This window comes from Dyadobacter sp. SG02, assembly GCF_900109045.1.
Lineage (GTDB): Bacteria > Bacteroidota > Bacteroidia > Cytophagales > Spirosomataceae > Dyadobacter.
In genome coordinates, this window is record NZ_FNYL01000003.1 from 342,343 (window position 1) to 361,386 (window position 19,044).

At 51.3% G+C, this 19,044-nt stretch carries 13 protein-coding genes; 6 read left to right on the forward strand and 7 right to left on the reverse strand.

All coding sequences use genetic code 11. The features are described 5' to 3' along the window. Positions 1 to 53: 53 nt before the first annotated feature. Positions 54 to 4,652 carry a translocation/assembly module TamB domain-containing protein gene (locus tag BMW93_RS08490; RefSeq protein ID WP_090374786.1) on the forward strand — a complete coding sequence of 1,533 codons (4,599 nt, stop codon included), beginning with the start codon at positions 54 to 56 and terminating at the stop codon, positions 4,650 to 4,652. On the opposite strand, the gene BMW93_RS08495 is transcribed toward BMW93_RS08490, so the two are convergent. Both BMW93_RS08495 and BMW93_RS08500 read right to left on the reverse strand, forming a co-directional pair. Next, positions 4,642 to 5,169: a thioesterase family protein gene (locus BMW93_RS08495; protein ID WP_090374787.1), complete on the reverse strand. Its 528-nt coding sequence runs from the start codon at positions 5,167 to 5,169 to the stop codon at positions 4,642 to 4,644. The two genes, BMW93_RS08490 and BMW93_RS08495, sit on opposite strands and share 11 nt — an antisense overlap. 27 nt (positions 5,170 to 5,196) lie before the next feature. Then, a complete protein-coding gene (locus BMW93_RS08500; RefSeq protein ID WP_090374788.1) occupies positions 5,197 to 5,592 on the reverse strand; it encodes a hypothetical protein in 396 nt (131 codons plus the stop codon). Positions 5,593 to 5,759: 167 nt separating this feature from the next. Between BMW93_RS08500 and BMW93_RS08505 the strand changes: the two genes are divergently transcribed. From BMW93_RS08505 to pafA (BMW93_RS08515), 3 genes are all read left to right on the forward strand, one after another. Beyond that, positions 5,760 to 8,570: a pitrilysin family protein gene (locus tag BMW93_RS08505; RefSeq protein WP_090374789.1), complete on the forward strand. Its 2,811-nt coding sequence runs from the start codon at positions 5,760 to 5,762 to the stop codon at positions 8,568 to 8,570. 129 nt (positions 8,571 to 8,699) lie between these two features. Next, entirely contained in the window at positions 8,700 to 10,370 is a 1,671-nt protein-coding gene (gene pafA / locus BMW93_RS08510; protein WP_090374790.1) for an alkaline phosphatase PafA, read from the forward strand. A 105-nt stretch (positions 10,371 to 10,475) separates the two neighbouring features. Beyond that, positions 10,476 to 12,116 (forward strand): alkaline phosphatase PafA, encoded by a 1,641-nt coding sequence (pafA, locus tag BMW93_RS08515; RefSeq protein WP_090374791.1) that lies wholly within the window; start codon positions 10,476 to 10,478, stop codon positions 12,114 to 12,116. A 77-nt stretch (positions 12,117 to 12,193) separates the two neighbouring features. Here the strand turns inward: pafA (BMW93_RS08515) and BMW93_RS08520 are convergent, their stop codons facing one another. The 3 genes from BMW93_RS08520 to BMW93_RS08530 all read right to left on the reverse strand — a co-directional run bounded on the left by BMW93_RS08520 (position 12,194) and on the right by BMW93_RS08530 (position 15,006). After that, complete coding sequence (locus tag BMW93_RS08520; RefSeq protein ID WP_090374792.1) at positions 12,194 to 12,628, reverse strand: NfeD family protein; 435 nt, start codon at positions 12,626 to 12,628, stop codon at positions 12,194 to 12,196. A 4-nt stretch (positions 12,629 to 12,632) separates the two neighbouring features. Then, a complete protein-coding gene (locus BMW93_RS08525; RefSeq protein ID WP_090374793.1) occupies positions 12,633 to 13,547 on the reverse strand; it encodes an SPFH domain-containing protein in 915 nt (304 codons plus the stop codon). A 292-nt stretch (positions 13,548 to 13,839) separates the two neighbouring features. After that, a complete protein-coding gene (locus BMW93_RS08530) occupies positions 13,840 to 15,006 on the reverse strand; it encodes an acyl-CoA dehydrogenase family protein (RefSeq protein WP_090374794.1) in 1,167 nt (388 codons plus the stop codon). 211 nt (positions 15,007 to 15,217) lie between these two features. Between BMW93_RS08530 and BMW93_RS08535 the strand changes: the two genes are divergently transcribed. Together BMW93_RS08535 and BMW93_RS08540 are read left to right on the forward strand one after the other, a co-directional pair. After that, complete coding sequence (locus BMW93_RS08535; RefSeq protein WP_090374795.1) at positions 15,218 to 16,534, forward strand: UDP-glucose/GDP-mannose dehydrogenase family protein; 1,317 nt, start codon at positions 15,218 to 15,220, stop codon at positions 16,532 to 16,534. Between the two features lie 36 nt (positions 16,535 to 16,570). After that, complete coding sequence (locus BMW93_RS08540) at positions 16,571 to 17,563, forward strand: UDP-glucuronic acid decarboxylase family protein (RefSeq protein WP_090374796.1); 993 nt, start codon at positions 16,571 to 16,573, stop codon at positions 17,561 to 17,563. A gap of 169 nt (positions 17,564 to 17,732) precedes the next feature. On the opposite strand, the gene frr is transcribed toward BMW93_RS08540, so the two are convergent. Both frr and pyrH read right to left on the reverse strand, forming a co-directional pair. Continuing rightward, positions 17,733 to 18,293 carry a ribosome recycling factor gene (gene frr / locus BMW93_RS08545; protein ID WP_090374797.1) on the reverse strand — a complete coding sequence of 187 codons (561 nt, stop codon included), beginning with the start codon at positions 18,291 to 18,293 and terminating at the stop codon, positions 17,733 to 17,735. A gap of 24 nt (positions 18,294 to 18,317) precedes the next feature. Continuing rightward, positions 18,318 to 19,040: a UMP kinase gene (gene pyrH / locus BMW93_RS08550; protein ID WP_090374798.1), complete on the reverse strand. Its 723-nt coding sequence runs from the start codon at positions 19,038 to 19,040 to the stop codon at positions 18,318 to 18,320. Positions 19,041 to 19,044: the final 4 nt, after the last annotated feature.

The window sequence follows — 19,044 nt, forward strand, 5'->3', positions numbered from 1 at the left end:
GCAAAATTAAGCATTAACAATAAGATAAGCAGTATCCCGCTGCGAAGCTGTATATGTTAAAATTCCTGAAGGCGCTTGGTAATGGTCTGATCGTGGTTGTCATCTTCGTGCTGCTGGCACTAGGGATCGCTACTACCGCATTACAGCTCCCTTCGGTGCAAACCTGGGCCGTAGGCTACCTCACGGCCGATATTTCAGGCAAACTCGGGTATCCCATCACCATCGGGAAGGTCAATATCAAATGGTTCGACGTGGTGTCGCTCGAAGAGGTTTCGGTTAAAGATTCCTCCGGCGCGGATATGATCGACGTCGGCCGGCTGGATGTAAACCTGAATGTCAACAACATTATCCGCGACTCGGCGAAGGAGATTTTTCTCGACGAGGTCAATGTATACCGACCGAATGTACATTTGGTCATCGTACCCAAGTCGGGAGACCTCAATATCGACGGCTTCATCGCCCGCATTAACGAGCTCACTGCACCAGCTGTACCCCGGCCACCCAATGCACCCGAAAACAATACGCCTTTCATCATCGGCAAAGCAAAGGTCATCGACGGCACATTCGGTTACGACGACCCCCGCCAGCCCCGCGACCGCGGTTCGAGGGTGTTCGATTACTCGCATTTCAGCCTCAGACACCTCTATGGCGAGCTCAGCGATTTCCTCGTTCAGGGAGATACCATTGCTTTTCGTGCCAAAAACCTGAAAACGGTCGACAAGCAGACCGGCCTGGAAATGCACGACCTCGATACGAAGTTCCTTTTCTGCCAGAAGAAAATGGAATTGAAAGAGCTCGACGCCCACATCGGCAATTCGCATTTGAAAGACGAAGTGATATTTTACTACAACCGGTCGGGCGAGCTGGGCGATTTCAATCACAAAATCCGCATGAAAGGGCACCTCACCGGCAGCCGGGTAGATTCGCAGGACCTGGGGTTGTTTTCCAGCTATATAGATGGTTTGAATGAAACCTGGCTCATATCGGGCGATTTCAATGGGAAAGTCGATGATTTTGTGCTTTCCAATACGGACTTGCATTTCGGACAGAACAGCAGGCTCATCGGCGATATCGGTTTCAAAGGGCTACCCAAAATCGAAGGGGTACTGATGGATATCCGGCTGTCGGCGTCCAAAGTCGATCCCGTGGACCTCGTTCAATATTATCCTGAATGGGACATGCATCCAGAGCTGCAAAAATTCGGTTATACGATACTGGACGGCACTTTTAAAGGAACGCTGGAAGATTTTGCCGTGAATGCATCGTCGTCGTCGGAGCTCGGCGAGCTGTCGGGTGACCTCGTTTTCCATATTGCAGACGCCAAAACGACCACCTATTCGGGCGAAGTTAAAACGTCGGCATTCGGGTTGGGGACTTTGCTGGAAGACGAGGATAACTGGCAGGAGCTCGATTTTGAAGGGAAAGTGTACGGCAAAGGATTGGAACTGTCGGTCGCGTCAGCGGATATGAATGCGATCGTGCACCGCATCGGTTTCCGGAATTATGATTACAAAAACATCCGGTTGAAAGGCAATTTACAAAACCAGTACTTCAACGGCCTGGTAAGCGCGCGCGACAGCAACCTGGCCGTGAGCCTCGACGGCGAGTTCGATCTCTCCAAACAGCAGAACATGTTCGATGTCCGGGGCCTGATCGAAAAGGCCAATTTGAAAGAACTCGGTTTCAGCGAGGACCCGATTACCCTTCGTACGCAGCTGAATGTGAATGTGACTGGAAATACGGTCGATGAACTGGTAGGCGACGCTAAATTGGTCAATACTTACCTGGTAATGACCAGCAAGGAGCGTAACCTCGTGGTGGATACCCTCGTGTTTTCTTCGAGAAATCAGCTTGGCAAGCGACGCTTGCAGCTCGACAGCGAATTTCTGACAGCCAAAGTGGAAGGCAATTTCCTGCCGACGCAGGCCTGGAAGGATGTAAGTCAGGTTTTGGATGAATATAAACTCTATTTCTTCGAAAACGAGGCCAGCCGGAACGAATACTACGCCCGAAAGCCGCTGAAAATGCTCTCACGCAGGTACCAGATCGACTATTCGGTGGAAACCTATAATTTGTCGCGGTTCCTGGCATTCCTCAGCCCGGATATTTACATCTCACGCGGCGCGAAGGCGGAGGGGATTTTTAAAATGGACAACACGGCCGTACTGACATTCAATGCGTTATCGGACACAGTAAGTTATGGTAAAAACCAGTTTATGAAAGCGGAGGTGGATGTTACTACCTCGAAATTCGTGAACAGCGCCGAAGTACTCGCGTCCATTCTCGTGACTTCCGACAAGCAGCAGATCAGCAAGATGGTACCTACCGAGAAAATGGAGCTGGAAGGTACCTGGGACGTCGATCATATCGATTTCAACGGCGCCATACATCAGGTCAAGAGTTCCAACCGGGCCAATCTGGCGGGTGAGATACGGTTTCTGCCGGCGGGTTTGGATATTGGTTTCAAAAATTCGAAGCTGAATCTGCTGGATGAAGAATGGAATGTGCCTTCGGAGAGCCTGATTTCGATCGTCGGCAACGATATGACGATGTCGAATCTGGGTTTGGTGAGCGGGAAACAGCGCATTTTCCTCAGCGGAACAGCCTCGGAAGATCCCGATAAGAGTCTTTTGCTGGATATTAAAAACTTTAAGCTGGCCAGCTTGAATCCCGTTTTCAATACCAAACTGTCGGGCATTATGGACGGCTCGGCGAAGGTAAAGGACATTTATAATAGTGTCATCCTGGATGCGAATTTCGCGATTGAGGGCCTGGGGTACGGTCAGTACGAGTTTGGTAACCTGCTCGGTACCGGCGACTGGGACCAGACCACCAGCGAATTGCAGATCGACGCCCAGCTCAACAAGAATGCGCGGCGGGTTTTCAGTCTCGTAGGCTCGTACCGCCCGAAACTCGAAACAAATACCCTGAACCTGAAAGCGATTTTCAATCAGGCGGATTTCAAGGCGCTTGAACCTTTTGCGGAAGGCCTGATATCCGATATCAGCGGAACGGCGCAGGGCGTGGTATCGATCAAGGGTGTGGTCGACGCGCCGGTACTGGAAGGATCGCTCACCGTCGACAAGGGCAGGATGAAGTTCGATTACCTGCAATCGGTGTTTACATTCAGTGATAAAATTAACTTTACGGAAAGCGAGATTACCGGCAACAATATTCTCGTCACCGATTCCGACGGCAATACGGCTACATTGCGCGGCGGGGTTTTTCATGATGGTTTCAAGTACTTTTCCCTTGGTTTCAATGCCGACCTTCGCAATTTCAAAATTTTGAATACCACTGCGAAGCACAATGAAATGTTCTACGGAACGGCTTACGTAACCGGCCCGGTGGCAGTCTACGGCCCGATCGATAACCTGAACATTGAGGCCAATGTGACCAGTAACAAGGGTACTCGCATTTATATTCCGCTGGATGGTGCCACCGAAGTGGTTACACAGGATTATATCCAGTTTGTGAGCAAAATGACGCCTGCCGACAGTACTACCGGCACTCGCGTCGATTCCGTAGCCCGGAGCCAGATCGCCGGAGGGATCAAAATGGATTTCAATTTCAACCTCACGCCCGACGCGACCTGCGAAATCATCTTCGACAGGCAAACCGGCGACGTGCTGCGTGGCAATGGCAGCGGCCGTCTCAACCTGAACATCGATACCCAGGGTGACTTTACAATGGCGGGTACCTACGAGATCGAGAAGGGGGAGTACAATTTCACCTTGCAGAATGTCATCAACAAGAAATTCAGTATCAAGCCGGGAAGCCGGATCGTCTGGGCGGGTGACCCTTACGGCGCACAACTCGATGTAAAGGCAGGGTACACGCAAATGGTGTCGCTGGCAGGCGTGCTGCCGAATACCAGCAACCTCGGCGGCAACAGCGGTGACGCATTGTCGAGAAGATATCCTGTGGAAGTAACCATCGGATTGTCGGAGCGGCTGATGTCGCCTACGATCAAGTACGACCTCAAAATCCTCGATAACCCCTCGCTCAGCACTTACCGCGGGCAATTGGAAGCATTTCAGAACAAACTGAAATCCGACGAACAGGAGCTGAGCCGGCAGGTGAGCAGCCTGCTGGTCGTAAACCAGCTATTGCCCGAAAGCAGCCTGGCGACGGTGGGCGGCCAGAACTTCCTCGGAAGCAGCATCAGCGAGCTGGTATCGAACCAGATCAGTCGCTGGGCCTCGGGTATCAACGAAAACCTTGAAGTGGGCGTTTCGGGCCTCTCACTCGACCAGAATGCATTGAATAACCTGCAACTCCGCTTCTCCTACCGCTTCCTGAACGACCGTTTCCGTGTGACGCGCGACGGACGTTTTACTTCGGGCACGCAGTCGCAAACCGGTGCTTCGCAGTACGACGCAGCGAGCTTGCTCGGTGAATGGACTTTGGAATATTGGTTGAATGCGAAAGGTTCGGTGCGGGTGAAAGCCTATAACCGCAATATCCAGAACAGCCTCCTGATCAACACCGGTACCTTCACCACCGGCGGTGTGAGCATGCAATTTACCCACAGCTTCAACCGCTTCACCCGCGCCCCGAGACCGGGCGTGCGGATACCTTTCCTGCCTGCTGACTCTACCCGGCAGGATACGACCGGAAAGCTGATTTCAGAAAAAGATACTACGCGCTAGCCGCTGCCGCTAACTCCTGCTTGATCGCGTGAATGCGGTCATTGAAATGCAGGTTCGGGAAATTGACACCGGGTACGCAGGTAGCGGTCAGGTAATCCATGATTTCCTGCGGATGCGGCACGCGCTGACCTGTGGCTACATTGATATGCTTGGAGGTAGTCCAAAGCACGGTTTTGAGCTCGGTGCGGAGGTCGTTGGTCATGAAGTACTCGGTCACCATCGTATCTTCATTGTAAAAGATCACGCGCGAGGTAATGCGTACCCACTCGCTGATGCGCGCGGGCCTTACGTACGCGATCTGGTGCTGGTACACGACCCAGCTCGTGCGCAGCTCGCGGAACATCGCTTCAAAACTGAAACCATACAACTTGGAAACCTGGTCCTCCCGCGCATTGAAGAAGTAATCAAAATATTTGGAGTTGTTCAAATGCATCAGCGGATCGCAATCCTGGAAACGGATGATCACCCTCGATTCCGCTTCGACGGGCATGTCGGCTAGTTTGGCAGTAAACAGCATGGTTTTTAATTTATCTTGTTAGAAGTGTCATTCCCCGCGGTACCGCACAGCCAGCCCGCTCAGCATATAGCCTTCCTTGTTCACGCTCGTGTAGTATTTGTATTTGACATTGATAATCGCGTCGGCACCGATTTTCTGGGCTTTCATGACCAGCCTGGCGGTCAGGAGTTCTTTCGTTTTGGCGTCATTTCCGCGGAACATCATCCTTTTGTCTTTCGTCTGATCGGCCGTCAGCGAATCCTCGCTGCCGATCTCTACCACCGCCAGTTCGGAATAGGGACGTTCGAGCGGCTGGTTATCGTACAGGACTTCGATCGGGTATTTGGTATTCGATGAAATCGGTATCCCGTTGCCGGCGCAGGCGGATAGCAGTGCGGCTGCGAGGAAGGAAAACAGGATCGGGGCTTTTTTAATCGTAATCATTCGCTAAAAATGAGGGACATATTTAAGAACTGTATGCAACCAGTACACGCCGGATACGACATTATGTTGCAACGTATATTATTTTACCATTTGTCACCAATCCATTGGTAAATGTGATATTCTGCATTATTTTCAAGGATTATAAATCTAAACTAATTGATTTTAATATGGTCATGAAATCTAAAAGAACAAATTTGTTCAGGCAGGGTTCGCTCGTCGGAATGATGCTTGCCGCCATGCTGGCAATGCCCTCCGAAGCGCAACAGTTGCCGAAAGGGGTTACGAAAGTAACGTCGGTTGAAGGGATTACCGAATACAATCTCGAAAACGGCCTGAAAGTACTGATGTTCCCCGATCCATCGAAGCCGACCATTACGGTGAACGTCACCTATCTCGTGGGTTCACGCCATGAAGGTTATGGAGAAACGGGTATGGCGCATTTGCTCGAACACCTTGTATTCAAAGGTTCCCCGAAGCATACCAATATCCCGCAGGAACTTACCGAGCACGGCGCGCGCCCGAACGGTACCACCTGGTATGACCGAACCAATTATTTTGAAACCTTCTCGGCCTCTGACGAAAACCTGAAATGGGCGCTCGACCTCGAATCCGACCGGATGGTGAACTCGTTTATCGCCAAGAAGGACCTTGACAGCGAATTCAGCGTCGTACGCAACGAGTTCGAATCGGGGGAAAACAGCCCGTTCCGCGTGCTCATGCAGCGGGTCATTTCGGGAGGTTACCTGTGGCATAACTACGGAAAATCGACGATCGGTAACCGCTCCGACATCGAGCGCGTGCCTATTGACAACCTGCAAGCATTCTATAAAAGATATTATCAGCCCGACAATGCCGTGCTGACCGTCGCCGGCAAGATCGACGAGCCCAAAACATTGGCATTGATCAACGATTATTTTGGTAAAATTCCAAAACCAACCCGCGTCCTTCCGCATTCATACACGGTGGAGCCTACCCAGGACGGCGAGCGCTTTGTGGAGCTGAAAAGGACCGGCGACGTGCAAATGCTGATGGCGATGTACCACATTATGCCCGGCTCGCACGCCGATTACCCGGCCATGGAGGTGCTCACAGAGGTGCTTACCACCGAACCGAACGGCAGATTGTACAAAAACCTTGTCGATACCAAAAAGGCATCGTCGCAATTTGGATACACATTCCAGTTGTTTGATCCGGGTTTTGTATTGTTCGGGGCTGAAATTTTGAAAGAGAAGTCACTGGACGAGGCGAAGAAAGCATTTACCGCTACGCTCGATTCTACGGCGACGTTCAAACCTTCCAAGGAAGATGTTGAAAGAGCGAAAACGACTATCCTCAAAAACTGGGACCTCGAATTCCGGAACTCGGAAAGGGTGGGATTGAGCATCAGCGAGTCCATCGCTACCGGAGACTGGCGCCTTGCATTCCTCTTCCGCGACAATATCCGCAAAGTAACGCCCGAGGACGTGGCCAAGGTTGCGCAATATTATTTCAAACCGTCCAACCGTACGCTCGGAACGTTTACGCCGGAAGCTAATCCGGTGCGCGCCGAAATTCCCGAAGCACCGAAAGTGGCCGATCTGGTGAAGGACTATAAAGGAGAAGCCGTGGTAGCGGAAGGAGAAGCATTCGATCCGTCACCGGCGAATGTGGAAAGTCGTACTGCACGGGTAGAGAAAGCCAATACCATTGAAACCGCATTGCTCCCTAAAAAGACTCGCGGTAATGTTGTGGCTGCGCGTATTACATTGCGTTACGGCGACGAGAAGAGCCTGCAAAACAAGGTGGCCATTTCCGACCTGACCGGCTCGATGCTCGACAAAGGTACCAAAACCAAGACCCGCCAGCAGGTGAAAGACGAGTTCGACCGCCTGAAAGCGCGCGTGAGCTTCTTCGGCGCTGCCAACCAGGCCGGTGCCAGCATTGAAACGACTAAGGAAAATCTGCCGGCAGTCGTAAAACTGGTAGCGGAAGTGCTGAAAACGCCTGCATTCGATGAAAACGAGTTTGAAAAACTCAAACAGGAAGAACTCGCGGGCATCGAATCGCAGCGCAGTGAACCACAGGCGATCGCATTCAACGAGTACCGCCGCATTGTTTCGCCTTATGCCAAAAGCGATATCCGCTATGTAGGCACGTTCGATGAGGATGTGGAAAGTATTAAAACGACGACGATCGATCAGATCCGCCAGTTCCACAAGGATTTTTATGGCGCCAACAATGCCTCTGCCACAGTGGTGGGCGACTTCGATAAAGACGCGATCCAGAAAATCCTGAACGACGAGTTCGGAAGCTGGAAGAGCGCCAAGCCTTTCACCCGCATTGCATCGCCTTACCAGACTGTGAAACCGGAAAACAAGTCCATTGAAGCGCCAGACAAGGCCAATGCGATGTTTGTAGCGGGGTTGAATATGCCATTGCAAGACACCGACCCCGATTACCCGGCGTTGATCATGGGTAACTATATGCTCGGCGGCGGCTTCCTGAATTCACGTCTGGCGACACGTATTCGTCAGAAAGAAGGGTTGAGCTATGGCGTAGGCTCGCAGTTCTCAGCCAGTCCGCTGGATAAGAACGGTACATTTATGTCGTACGCCATTTACGCGCCTCAGAATGCGGAGAAACTGGAAGCGGCATTCAAGGAGGAGATCGATAAGGTCATGAAGGAAGGCTTCACGGCGGACGAGTTGAAAGCCGCGAAATCGGGTTACCTGCAATCGCGGCAGGTAGCGCGCTCGCAGGATGCGTCGCTTACCACGACACTCACGAGCAACCTGTATTTGAACCGTACCATGCAATGGGATGCCGATTTTGAGAAAAAAATTGAAGCATTGACGCCGGATCAGATCAAAGCCGCATTCAATAAACACATTGATTATAATAAACTTGTGATCATCAAGGCTGGTGATTTCGAGAAGGCCAAAAAAGGCCCTCAATCCGCCGGAGCTCCTGCGCAGTTGGGCGGAAGCGATAAAAAGTAAGATTAAAATAAAATTAAGATTCAGGGAACCGGACGTGAAAAGCACGCCGGTTTTCTGCTTTTAACCGTAGTACATCTTTATCTTTGCCGAGTATTTACACGGAACCTTACTGCTGTCATTAGCAACGCAATGAAATTGATCTACCATCCGCTTCTCAGAGTTTTGTTCGCCGGGCTCGTTCTGAGCCAACCTGTTTTTGCTCAAACCAAGACCCAGACAACTGCCGCTACCAAGCTGGCAAGGCCTAAACTGGTGGTCGGTATGGTTGTCGACCAGATGCGTTACGATTACCTGTACCGCTATTATGACAAATACAAAGAGGGCGGTTTAAAGAGACTTATTAATGAAGGTTTCAACTGCCGGAATAACCATTATCATTACGCATTGACTGTAACTGCCGCCGGCCACTCGGCGGTTTACACGGGTTCGATGCCTGCCATGAACGGCATCGTCGGCAACGACTGGTACGATGCCGCACAGGCCAAAAATGTGTATTGCACGGACGACGCCAGTGTGGCGACGGTGGGTAGCAACAATGTGACGGTCGGTAAAATGTCGCCGAAAAACCTGCTGGTAACTACCGTAACCGACCAGCTTCGCATTGCCACGAATTTCCGCTCGAAAACCATTGGTGTAGCGATCAAAGACCGCGCTTCCATTTTGCCGGCGGGCCATGCGGCATCAGGCGCCTATTGGTTCGATTCCAAAACCGGGAATTTCGTGACGAGTACCTATTATACCAATACATTGCCGCAATGGGTAACCGATTACAACAGCCTGAAAAAGCCCGCCGAATACATGGGCAAAGGCTGGAATACGCTGCTGCCGATTGCAGAATATACCCAGAGCTCGCCGGACGATGTAGCCTGGGAAGGCAAGCTCTCGACCGCGACCAAACCCGTATTCCCGCATGATCTCACAGGTAATGCAGGCGACGCGTACGGCCCGATGACCACTTCGCCCTGGGGTAACACCATTACCAAGGAAATGGCTATCGCGGCCATTAAAGGTGAAAACCTCGGCAAGGGCGCCGATACCGACTTCCTGGCAGTGAGCTTTTCATCGCCCGACCGCATTGGCCATATGTTCGGCCCTAACTCGGTGGAGCAGGAGGACGATTATTTGAAACTTGACCGGGAGTTTGCCGATTTCTTCACCTTCCTGGATAGCTGGGCCGGAAAGGGTAACTACACCGTGTTCCTCACTGCCGACCACGGCGCAATGGACGTGCCCGCATTCTGGCAGGAGCATAAGTTGCCGGCGGGATTGATGAATGCCACTACTTTGACCCGTACCATTGTGAAAACATTGAATGATGCCTACGGCGAGGCGGAGTATGTTTCCGCATTTGAAAACTACCAGCTTTACCTTAACAAGGCGCTCCTGAAAGAGAAGAAGATCACCGTTGCGGATGTGTACCAGACATTACGCGATGCGTTGCTCGCCGTGGATGGCGTGGCCGATGTGATCAACCTGCGCGATATGGGTAAAGCGCCTTTGAATACCTACCAGTTGGAGCTGTTTAAAAACAATATCAATGCCAAACGCAGCGGCGACTTGCAGGTATTGCTGCAACCGGGCTGGTTTGCCTCGACCATGAGCACCGGTACCGACCACGGCACTCCTTACAACTACGACACGCACGTGCCTTTCCTGCTTTACGGCTGGGGGATCAACAAGGGCGAAACGCTTCGCCGCACTTCCATTGCCGATATTGCACCTACCATTTCGGCATTGCTGCACATTCTGCCCCCGAGCGGCAATGTGGGTAACCCGGTGCAGGAAGCATTGAAAAAGTAATCTGAAAAAAATATCCGCTGCGGGACCATCTCGGGTTCCGCAGTTTTTTTGTTTTATCTAAATCCTTTCATTGTGAAAAAATTAGCTTGCTGGGTACTGGCTGCAATGGCGACTACGGCCGTTTCTGCGCAAACACCCAAAAAGGCGACCGCCACGAAGTCCGCCGCCGCAAAAGCAACTGCGCTTGCCCGTCCCAAACTGGTTGTAGGTATTGTAGTAGATCAAATGCGTTACGATTACCTGTACCGCTACTATGACCAATATACCGAAGGCGGTTTCAAAAGAATGATGAACGAGGGCTTCAACTGCCGCAACAACCATTACAGCTACGCACTGACGGTTACCGCCGCGGGTCACGCGTCCGCCTACACGGGGTCGATCCCGGCGATCAATGGCATTGTAGGTAATGAATGGTACGATCCCATTGCGAAGCAGGATGTGTATTGTGTGGAAGACAGTACCGTGAAAACGGTTGGAAGTAATAATGTAGCGGTAGGCAAAATGTCGCCTAAAAACCTGCTCGTGAGCACAGTCACCGACCAGCTCCGCATTGCTACCAACTTCCGCTCCAAAACCATTGGCGTAGCCATCAAAGACCGCGGTTCGATCCTGCCCGCCGGCCATGCAGCGAATGCGGCCTACTGGTTTGACTCCAAAACCGGCAATTGGGTGAGCAGCACCTATTATATGGATGACCTCCCGCAATGGGCCAAGGATTACAATGCGAAGAAAATGCCTGCCGCCTATGCGCAAAAAGGCTGGGACCTTCTGCTGACTGCCGATGCTTACACGCAAAGCTCTCCTGACGATGTGCCCTGGGAAGGAAAATTGCCCGGCGCGAAAAAGCCGGTATTCCCTTATGAACTCGTAGGAATGGCGGGCGATGCATTCGGCATTGTGACCGACACGCCCTGGGGCAACACCATTACCAAGGAAATGGCGATCGAAGCGATTAAAGGCGAGCAACTTGGAAAAGGCAAAGATACCGACTTCCTGGCAATCAGCTTTTCGTCGACCGACAAGATAGGGCACCGCGTGGGACCGAACTCCATTGAGCAACAGGATGATTTCCTCCGCCTCGACCGAGAGTTTGCGGATTTGTTCAACTTCCTCGACGGCTGGGTGGGCAAAGGCGAGTATACCGTTTTCCTGACCGCCGATCATGGCGTGGTAGACGTTCCCGGGTTTGCGAAAGAGCACAAGCTGCCATCAGGCCTCGTGGATCGGAAGCAGCTTACCAATGCCGTAACCGACGCGTTGAATGAAGCATTTGGCAAAGACAAATACATTGTAGCGACCGACAATAACCAGCTCTACTTCGATCACAGCCTTTTGAGAAAGAAAAACATCACCATCGCTGCCGCACACAGCGTGGTGCGCGATGCGGCGTTGACAGTTGAGGGGATCGCCGACGTGATCGACCTGACCGACATGGGCAAGGCGCCGCTTAATACCTACCAGCTGGAATTGTATAAAAACAATGTGAATGCAAAGCGTAGCGGTGATTTGCAGGTGATCTCGCAACCGGGCTGGTTCTACGGAACTTCCACGGGAACATCGCATGGGACGCCTTACAACTACGATACCCAGGTGCCATTTGTGATGTTTGGCTGGGGTATCAATAAGGGCGAAACTGTGAAAAGAACTTCGGTTTGCGACATCGCCCCTACGATTTCCGCTTTGCTGCACATTCTGCCTGGTAGCGGTAATATCGGACTGCCCGTAGAAGAAGCGCTGAAAAAGTAATTCCCAATATTTAATACAAAAGCCGTGGATACGATCGATTCGTATCCACGGCTTTTTGTTTGGATTAATATGCAAGATCAGGATTCTTCCACGATCAGGACAATGCCTTCTGTTTTCTTGATTACTACTTTGCTACCGGCAGGAATGTTTGCATGATTTTCTGAAACGGCTTTCCATTCGGCGCCGCGGTAGTAAATGCGGCCTTCGCCATTACCGGGAATATCACGGATCACCATAGCCGTTTCGCCGGTGAATTCGCTGTACTCGGCTGTCGAACGGCGTTCGAGGAGCCTGCGGGCGTGTTTCCTAAGCACGAGTAGCGAAATAAGTGAGATGGCGGAGAATGCCAGTATCTGGCTTTCCGTACTTGGTAGCAGGCCTATGGAGGTGAGGAGGGAGGTCAGCAACGCGCCTACCGCGAAAAAGATGAACACGAGTAGTACGCTGACCAGTTCTGCTAGAAGCATTACCAGTCCTACGATGAGCCAAATCTGTGGTAAGGTCAAATCCATGATACTATTGCTTGTGTTCGGATGATTTGACTACGGTTAATGCTGTGGCAATGAGCGAACCCATGTCGGCAAGGTTGGCCGGGAGGATGAGCGTGTTGCCGGCTTTGGCTATTTTACCAAATTGCTCCACATAATTTTCGGCTACTTTCAATTGCACGGCCTCGGCGCCGCCTTCCTCGCGGATCGCCTGCGCTACCAAACGGATACTTTCGGCCGTTGCTTCTGCAACCGATTTCAATGCCGAAGCCTCGCCTTCCGCCTCGTTGATTTGGCGCAAACGGATACCTTCCGATTCGAGTACCACTTTCTGTTTTTGCCCTTCGGCTACATTAATGGCGGCCTGCTTTTCACCATCCGATTGCAGGATCACCGCGCGTCGTTCACGCTCGGCCTGCATTTGTTTTTCCATGGCAATCAACACGCTTTGCGGCGGGGTAATGTTCTTGATTTCGTAACGAAGCACCTTCACACCCCAGCCGGTAGCCGCTTCGTCGATGGATTCTACGACGGCACGGTTAATCGTCATACGTTCCTCAAATGTCTTGTCGAGGTCCAGCTTACCGATCTCGCTCCGCATGGTAGTTTGAGCCAGCTGAATTACAGCAAAAGTATAATCGGAAATACCGTATGCCGCTTTTCTCGGATCGATTACCTGGATGAAAATGACCCCGTCCATGCGCACCTGCACATTGTCGCGGGTGATACAGATCTGCTCGGGAATGTCGACAGCCGCTTCTTTAAGCGTGTACTTATAGGCGATCCGGTCGAAAAAGGGAATGATGAAATTGACGCCTGGTTGCAGGACGGCGTAAAATTTTCCCAGACGTTCCAGAATATAAGCACTTTGCTGAGGGACAACCTTGACGGTCATCAGAATGGTGAGTACCACCAGAACGAGCAGAACAATGAAAGGGGTCATAACAAGTCGGTTTAAGGTCTATGGCGAAAATAGCACGAAGCGACGTTCATTCCTACGGCTCTCGGACTAATGCAAGGTAACGGTGCCCGTCGGTCGATCTCCCTGATAAATGGTCGGTCGGTTACGGGACCAGCAACTTCCGGCTGCCCAGGTGTTCGCCGCTCCTGTTCGCAAGCGCATGATGCAGGCTCAAATGAATAGTAAATTCCAACCGGCGCCGCTTATTTACTGGCCGGTTGGAATTACTGCTATTTCATTTTGAAAGAATGGATCGAAGTATTGCGAGGCGAAATTAATTCCTCAATATCTCTTTGGAAATCACTATTTTCTGAATCTCGCTTGTGCCTTCGCCGATGGTGCAGAGCTTGCTGTCCCGGTAGAACTTTTCTGCGGGATAATCTTTCACAAAACCATATCCTCCGAATATCTGCACCGCTTCGTTGGCAACACGCACCGCCGTTTCGGATGAATGGTATTTGGCGACCGAGCTTGCTAATGTCACTTTTTCACCGGCGTCTTTCAATGAAGCAGCGTGAAATGTGAGTAATGAAGAGGCCTGTACGTCGGTGTACATATCGGCGAGCTTGAATGCAATGGCCTGGAAATCGCAGATCGCTTTGCCGAACTGCTTGCGTTCTTTGGAATAGGCCAGTGCGGCCTCGTACGCGCCCCAGGCAGTGCCTACGCCTAATGCGGCGATGGAAATGCGGCCGCCGTCGAGGACTTTTAATGATTGAATAAATCCGTCGCCGATTTCGCCGAGTCGCTGGCTATCCGGTATGCGGCAGTCCTGGAACAGGAGTTCTACGGTTTCGGAAGCACGCATGCCAAGCTTGTCTTCTTTGCGGCCCGCGCTGAAACCAAGTGTAGTGGTGTCCAGTACGAATGCGGTAGCGCCGTGCTTGTCGCCCGGTTCGCCGGTACGGGTCATTACTACGAGCACATCGGCGCTTTTGCCGTTGGTAATGAAGTTTTTAGAACCATTAATTACCCAATCATCACCATCCCGCACGGCCACCGTACGCATATTGCCCGCGTCGGAACCGGTATTGGGCTCGGTAAGGCCCCATGCGCCCACGAGCGAGCCGGTAGCTAGCCCGGGAAGGTACTTTTGTTTCTGCTCGTCGGTGCCGAACATGTATATATGATTGGTACAAAGCGAATTGTGCGCCGCCATCGACAACGCGACCGACGGGTCTACTTTCGCCAGCTCAACAATGGCCGTAACATACTCGCGGTAGCCGAGGCCTGCGCCGCCGAGACTTTCCGGAATGAGCATGCCCATGAGACCAAGCTCGCCCATTTGTTTGAAAAGTTCTTTCGGGAAATGTTGCTGATCGTCCCAGGTACGGATGTGCGGCTTGATATGCACCGCGGCGAAATCCCTGACGGTTTGTTTGATGAGGTTACAAATTTCGTCGGAGGGGTTTATAGTCAGGTCCTTTTCTCGTGTGTCCATAGGTGTTGATGATTATATTTGTGTGATTACCCAATGATAGTGAGAATGCAACAAAATCGCTAGCCAGTGACGAACAAATACAAATCGCAAAGGTGAACATTCGCTTAAAAAAATTACTTTTGCAACCGTCCTTACGCACTGGACTTAGTTAAGTACAATTCCCGGATTTTATTAAACAAGTGCCAAAACAGCTATATATAATTAACCGTTTATGAAAATTGCAGTAGTAGGAACAGGATACGTTGGTTTGGTGACAGGTACCTGCTTTGCCGAGACCGGCAACCAGGTGACTTGCGTCGATATCGACGTCAGAAAGGTTGAACGCCTTCAAAAAGGAGAAATACCCATTTACGAGCCGGGCCTCGACGTTCTTTTCGACCGCAATGTGGCCGAGGGACGCTTGTTGTTTACGACTGATCTCGTCGAAGGTATCAAGGATGCGCAGGTGATATTCCTCGCATTACCAACGCCTCCGGGCGAAGATGGCTCCGCCGATTTGAAATATATTCTCAAAGTAGCCGACGATCTCGGGCCGATCCTGGATCAGTACGCGGTAATCATCGACAAAAGCACGGTTCCTGTCGGAACAGCCGAGAAAGTACGTGCCGCAATTGCCAAAAACGCGAAAGTAGATTTCGATGTCGTATCAAACCCGGAGTTCCTTCGCGAAGGCGTGGCCGTGGAAGATTTCATGAAACCCGACCGCGTGGTGGTGGGTACTACCTCGGAAAAAGCCAAAAAGGTAATGGAGAAATTGTACGCTCCACTGGTACGCCAGGGTAATCCGGTAATCTTTATGGATGAGCGCTCGGCGGAAATGACCAAGTACGCGGCGAACTCGTTCCTGGCGATGAAGATCACATTCATGAACGAAATCGCGAACCTTTGCGAAAAAGTAGGTGCCAATGTGGATGATATTCGTCGTGGTATCGGAACCGACAGCCGAATTGGCAAGCGCTTTCTTTTCGCGGGTATCGGGTATGGCGGTAGCTGTTTCCCGAAAGACGTTCAGGCGCTAGCTAAAACTTCCAAAGATTACGATTACGATTTCCGCATCCTGAAATCGGTGATGGATGTGAATTATGACCAGAAGAAGAAATTGCTTCCGATGGTGGAAAACTACTTCACCGGCGACCTGAAAGGCAAAACGATCGCAGTTTGGGGATTGGCATTCAAACCTTATACCGACGATATCCGTGAAGCACCGGCATTGGAGAACATCGAAGCATTGCTGGAAGCCGGCGCGAAAATAGTGGCTTACGATCCGGAGGCGATGACGAATGTGAAAGGCATTCTGGGAGATAAAATTACTTTCACCCACACGCCTTACGCAGCGCTCGACGACGCGGATGCATTGATGATCTTTACCGAATGGCCGCAGTTCCGCACGCCGGAATTTGAAAAAATGGGTAAACTGCTGAAAAACAAAGTGATTTTCGACGGCAGGAACCTGTACGAACTCGATCAGATGCGCGAAATGGGTTACACCTATTACAGCATCGGTCGTGAGAAGGTGGTGCCGGCCTGATCATAAAATAGTAAATACTTTAACTTACTCATCTTAATGAAACGTGTTTTAATTACGGGAGCAGCAGGTTTCCTGGGTTCGCACCTCTGCGAGCGTTTTTTAAAGGAGGGAATGTATGTGATCGGGATGGACAACCTGATCACCGGTGATATGCGCAACATCGAACACCTGATGCCTAACCCGAATTTCGAGTTTTACCATCACGATGTGACCAAATATGTGCACGTACCGGGCGAGCTCGACTACATTATGCACTTCGCATCTCCCGCCAGTCCGATCGACTATCTGAAAATCCCTATCCAGACGCTCAAAGTAGGGGCAATGGGAACACATAACCTGCTGGGATTGGCCCGTGCCAAAAAATCACGTTTCATTATCGCTTCCACTTCGGAGGTATACGGCGATCCGCTCGTGCACCCGCAAACCGAAGATTACTGGGGCCACGTGAACCCGATCGGGCCACGCGGTTGCTACGACGAGGCGAAACGTTACCAGGAGGCGATCACGATGGCCTACCACCGCTACCACGGCCTGGAAACGCGCATTGTCCGTATCTTCAATACATACGGACCGAGAATGCGCCTCAACGACGGACGTGTGTTGCCGGCATTCATGGGTCAGGCGTTGCGCGGCGAGGACATTACGGTGTTCGGTGACGGTACGCAAACCCGGGCATTCTGCTATGTGGATGATTTGGTAGAAGGTATTTTCCGCCTGCTGATGAGCGATTACTCGTTGCCCGTCAACATCGGTAACCCCAAGGAGATCACGATCGGCCAGTTTGCGGAAGAGATCATCAAGCTGACGGGCACCGACCAGAAAGTGGTGTACAAGCCGCTTCCGCAAGACGACCCGAAACAACGCCAGCCTGACATTTCGAAAGCCAAGGAAATCCTCGGCTGGGAGCCCAAAGTATCCCGCGAAGAAGGCCTCCGCATTACTTACGACTACTTCCGCAGCCTCCCAAAAGAGCGTCTGTACGAAGAATCGAACCACCGCGGCTTCGAAGGTTTCAGCGCCAACAAATAACAATAATTTTGGTTTCCCCGGTCCCTGGACTGAAGTCCAGGGCTAAGTCCAGGGCTGAGTCCAGGGCTAATTAATCCCATTGCCCCGGACTTCAGTCCGGGGACCTTAATCAAGCAAAAAACCCGCTTTCGGCGGGTTTTTGTTTGGTTAAGGTAGGGAATCAGTCGTATTATACTTCCATGATCTCCTTTTCCTTGATGGAGAATATCTGTTCGATTTTGGCGATGAAACTATCTGTCAATTTCTGAACGCGGTCTTCGCTGGATTTTACCAAATCCTCCGCAACACCATCCTTGGTTAGTTTCCTCAGCGAGTTGTTCGCGTCCTGACGGATATTCCGGACGTTGATCTTCGCGGTTTCAATTTCGTTTTTGGCGCGTTTTACGAGTTCGCGACGGCGCTCTTCATTCAATGGGGGAACAGAAATCCGGATCATGTCACCGTCGTTCGACGGAGAGAAACCCAGGTTACTATTGCGGATCGCCTTTTCGATATCGTTAATAATTTTCTTCTCGAAAGGTTTGATAGCCAATGTCCGGGCGTCGGGCGTGTTGATCGTCGCCACGTTCTGGATTGGCGTCATTGAACCATAGTAATCGATCTGAAGACCTTCCAGCATCTGTGGCGATGCCTTTCCGGCGCGGATTTTACCCAATTCAATAATAAGGTGTTTGATTGCGCCGTCCATGGTATCCTTGGCGTCATCCAGATATAATTCTATTTCTTCCATTGTTTTATAGTAAGCTGTATTTTTCTATTGGTTCGAAATCAAAGTTCCGACATTGCCGCCCATTACCAGGTCGTAAAGGTTACCGGGTTTGTTCATGTCGAATACGATGATCGGCAGATCGTTTTCCTTGCACAATGTGAATGCAGTAAGGTCCATGATCTTGAGGTTTTTGGACAAAGCCTCGTCAAACGAAAGCTGTGCGTATTTGGTAGCGGTCGGGTCTTTTTCCGGATCGGCGGTATAAACGCCGTCCACACGCGTACCTTTCAAAACCACTTCCGATTCCGACTCGATGGCGCGGAGACCCGCGGTAGTGTCGGTTGTAAAGTAAGGGTTACCCGTGCCTGCTCCGAAGATCACCACACGGCCTTTTTCAAGGTGACGAACGGCGCGGCGGCGGATCAATGGCTCGCATACCTGTTCCATTTTGATGGCGGACATCAGGCGCGTGTTCATTCCGTGTTTTTCCAATGAGCTCTGGATCGCCATCCCGTTGATCACGGTCGCGAGCATGCCCATGTGATCGCCTTGAACCCGGTCGATCCCTGATTTCTCCACGGAAGCCCCGCGGAAAATGTTTCCACCACCAATTACGATTGCAACCTGTACGCCGACCTCGGTAATCCTTTTGATTTCCTTGGCATAATTGTCGAGAATGTTAAAGTCGATGACCTGGGCTTTATCGCCCCCGTTGAGTGCTTCTCCGCTGAGTTTCAGTAATAAACGTTTGTATTTTGGTTCCGGCATGGTT

What these genes read in the sequence shown, in the direction of transcription:
- BMW93_RS08535 (WP_090374795.1), top strand. Translation starts at nt 15,218, where the DNA reads ATGAAAATTGCAGTAGTAGGAACAGGATACGTTGGTTTGGTGACAGGT.
- BMW93_RS08505 (WP_090374789.1), top strand. Translation starts at nt 5,760, where the DNA reads ATGGTCATGAAATCTAAAAGAACAAATTTGTTCAGGCAGGGTTCGCTC.
- pyrH (WP_090374798.1), bottom strand. Translation starts at nt 19,040, where the DNA reads ATGCCGGAACCAAAATACAAACGTTTATTACTGAAACTCAGCGGAGAA.
- BMW93_RS08540 (WP_090374796.1), top strand. Translation starts at nt 16,571, where the DNA reads ATGAAACGTGTTTTAATTACGGGAGCAGCAGGTTTCCTGGGTTCGCAC.
- pafA (WP_090374791.1), top strand. Translation starts at nt 10,476, where the DNA reads ATGGCGACTACGGCCGTTTCTGCGCAAACACCCAAAAAGGCGACCGCC.
- frr (WP_090374797.1), bottom strand. Translation starts at nt 18,293, where the DNA reads ATGGAAGAAATAGAATTATATCTGGATGACGCCAAGGATACCATGGAC.
- BMW93_RS08520 (WP_090374792.1), bottom strand. Translation starts at nt 12,628, where the DNA reads ATGGATTTGACCTTACCACAGATTTGGCTCATCGTAGGACTGGTAATG.
- BMW93_RS08530 (WP_090374794.1), bottom strand. Translation starts at nt 15,006, where the DNA reads ATGGACACACGAGAAAAGGACCTGACTATAAACCCCTCCGACGAAATT.
- BMW93_RS08490 (WP_090374786.1), top strand. Translation starts at nt 54, where the DNA reads ATGTTAAAATTCCTGAAGGCGCTTGGTAATGGTCTGATCGTGGTTGTC.
- BMW93_RS08500 (WP_090374788.1), bottom strand. Translation starts at nt 5,592, where the DNA reads ATGATTACGATTAAAAAAGCCCCGATCCTGTTTTCCTTCCTCGCAGCC.
- BMW93_RS08495 (WP_090374787.1), bottom strand. Translation starts at nt 5,169, where the DNA reads ATGCTGTTTACTGCCAAACTAGCCGACATGCCCGTCGAAGCGGAATCG.
- pafA (WP_090374790.1), top strand. Translation starts at nt 8,700, where the DNA reads ATGAAATTGATCTACCATCCGCTTCTCAGAGTTTTGTTCGCCGGGCTC.
- BMW93_RS08525 (WP_090374793.1), bottom strand. Translation starts at nt 13,547, where the DNA reads ATGACCCCTTTCATTGTTCTGCTCGTTCTGGTGGTACTCACCATTCTG.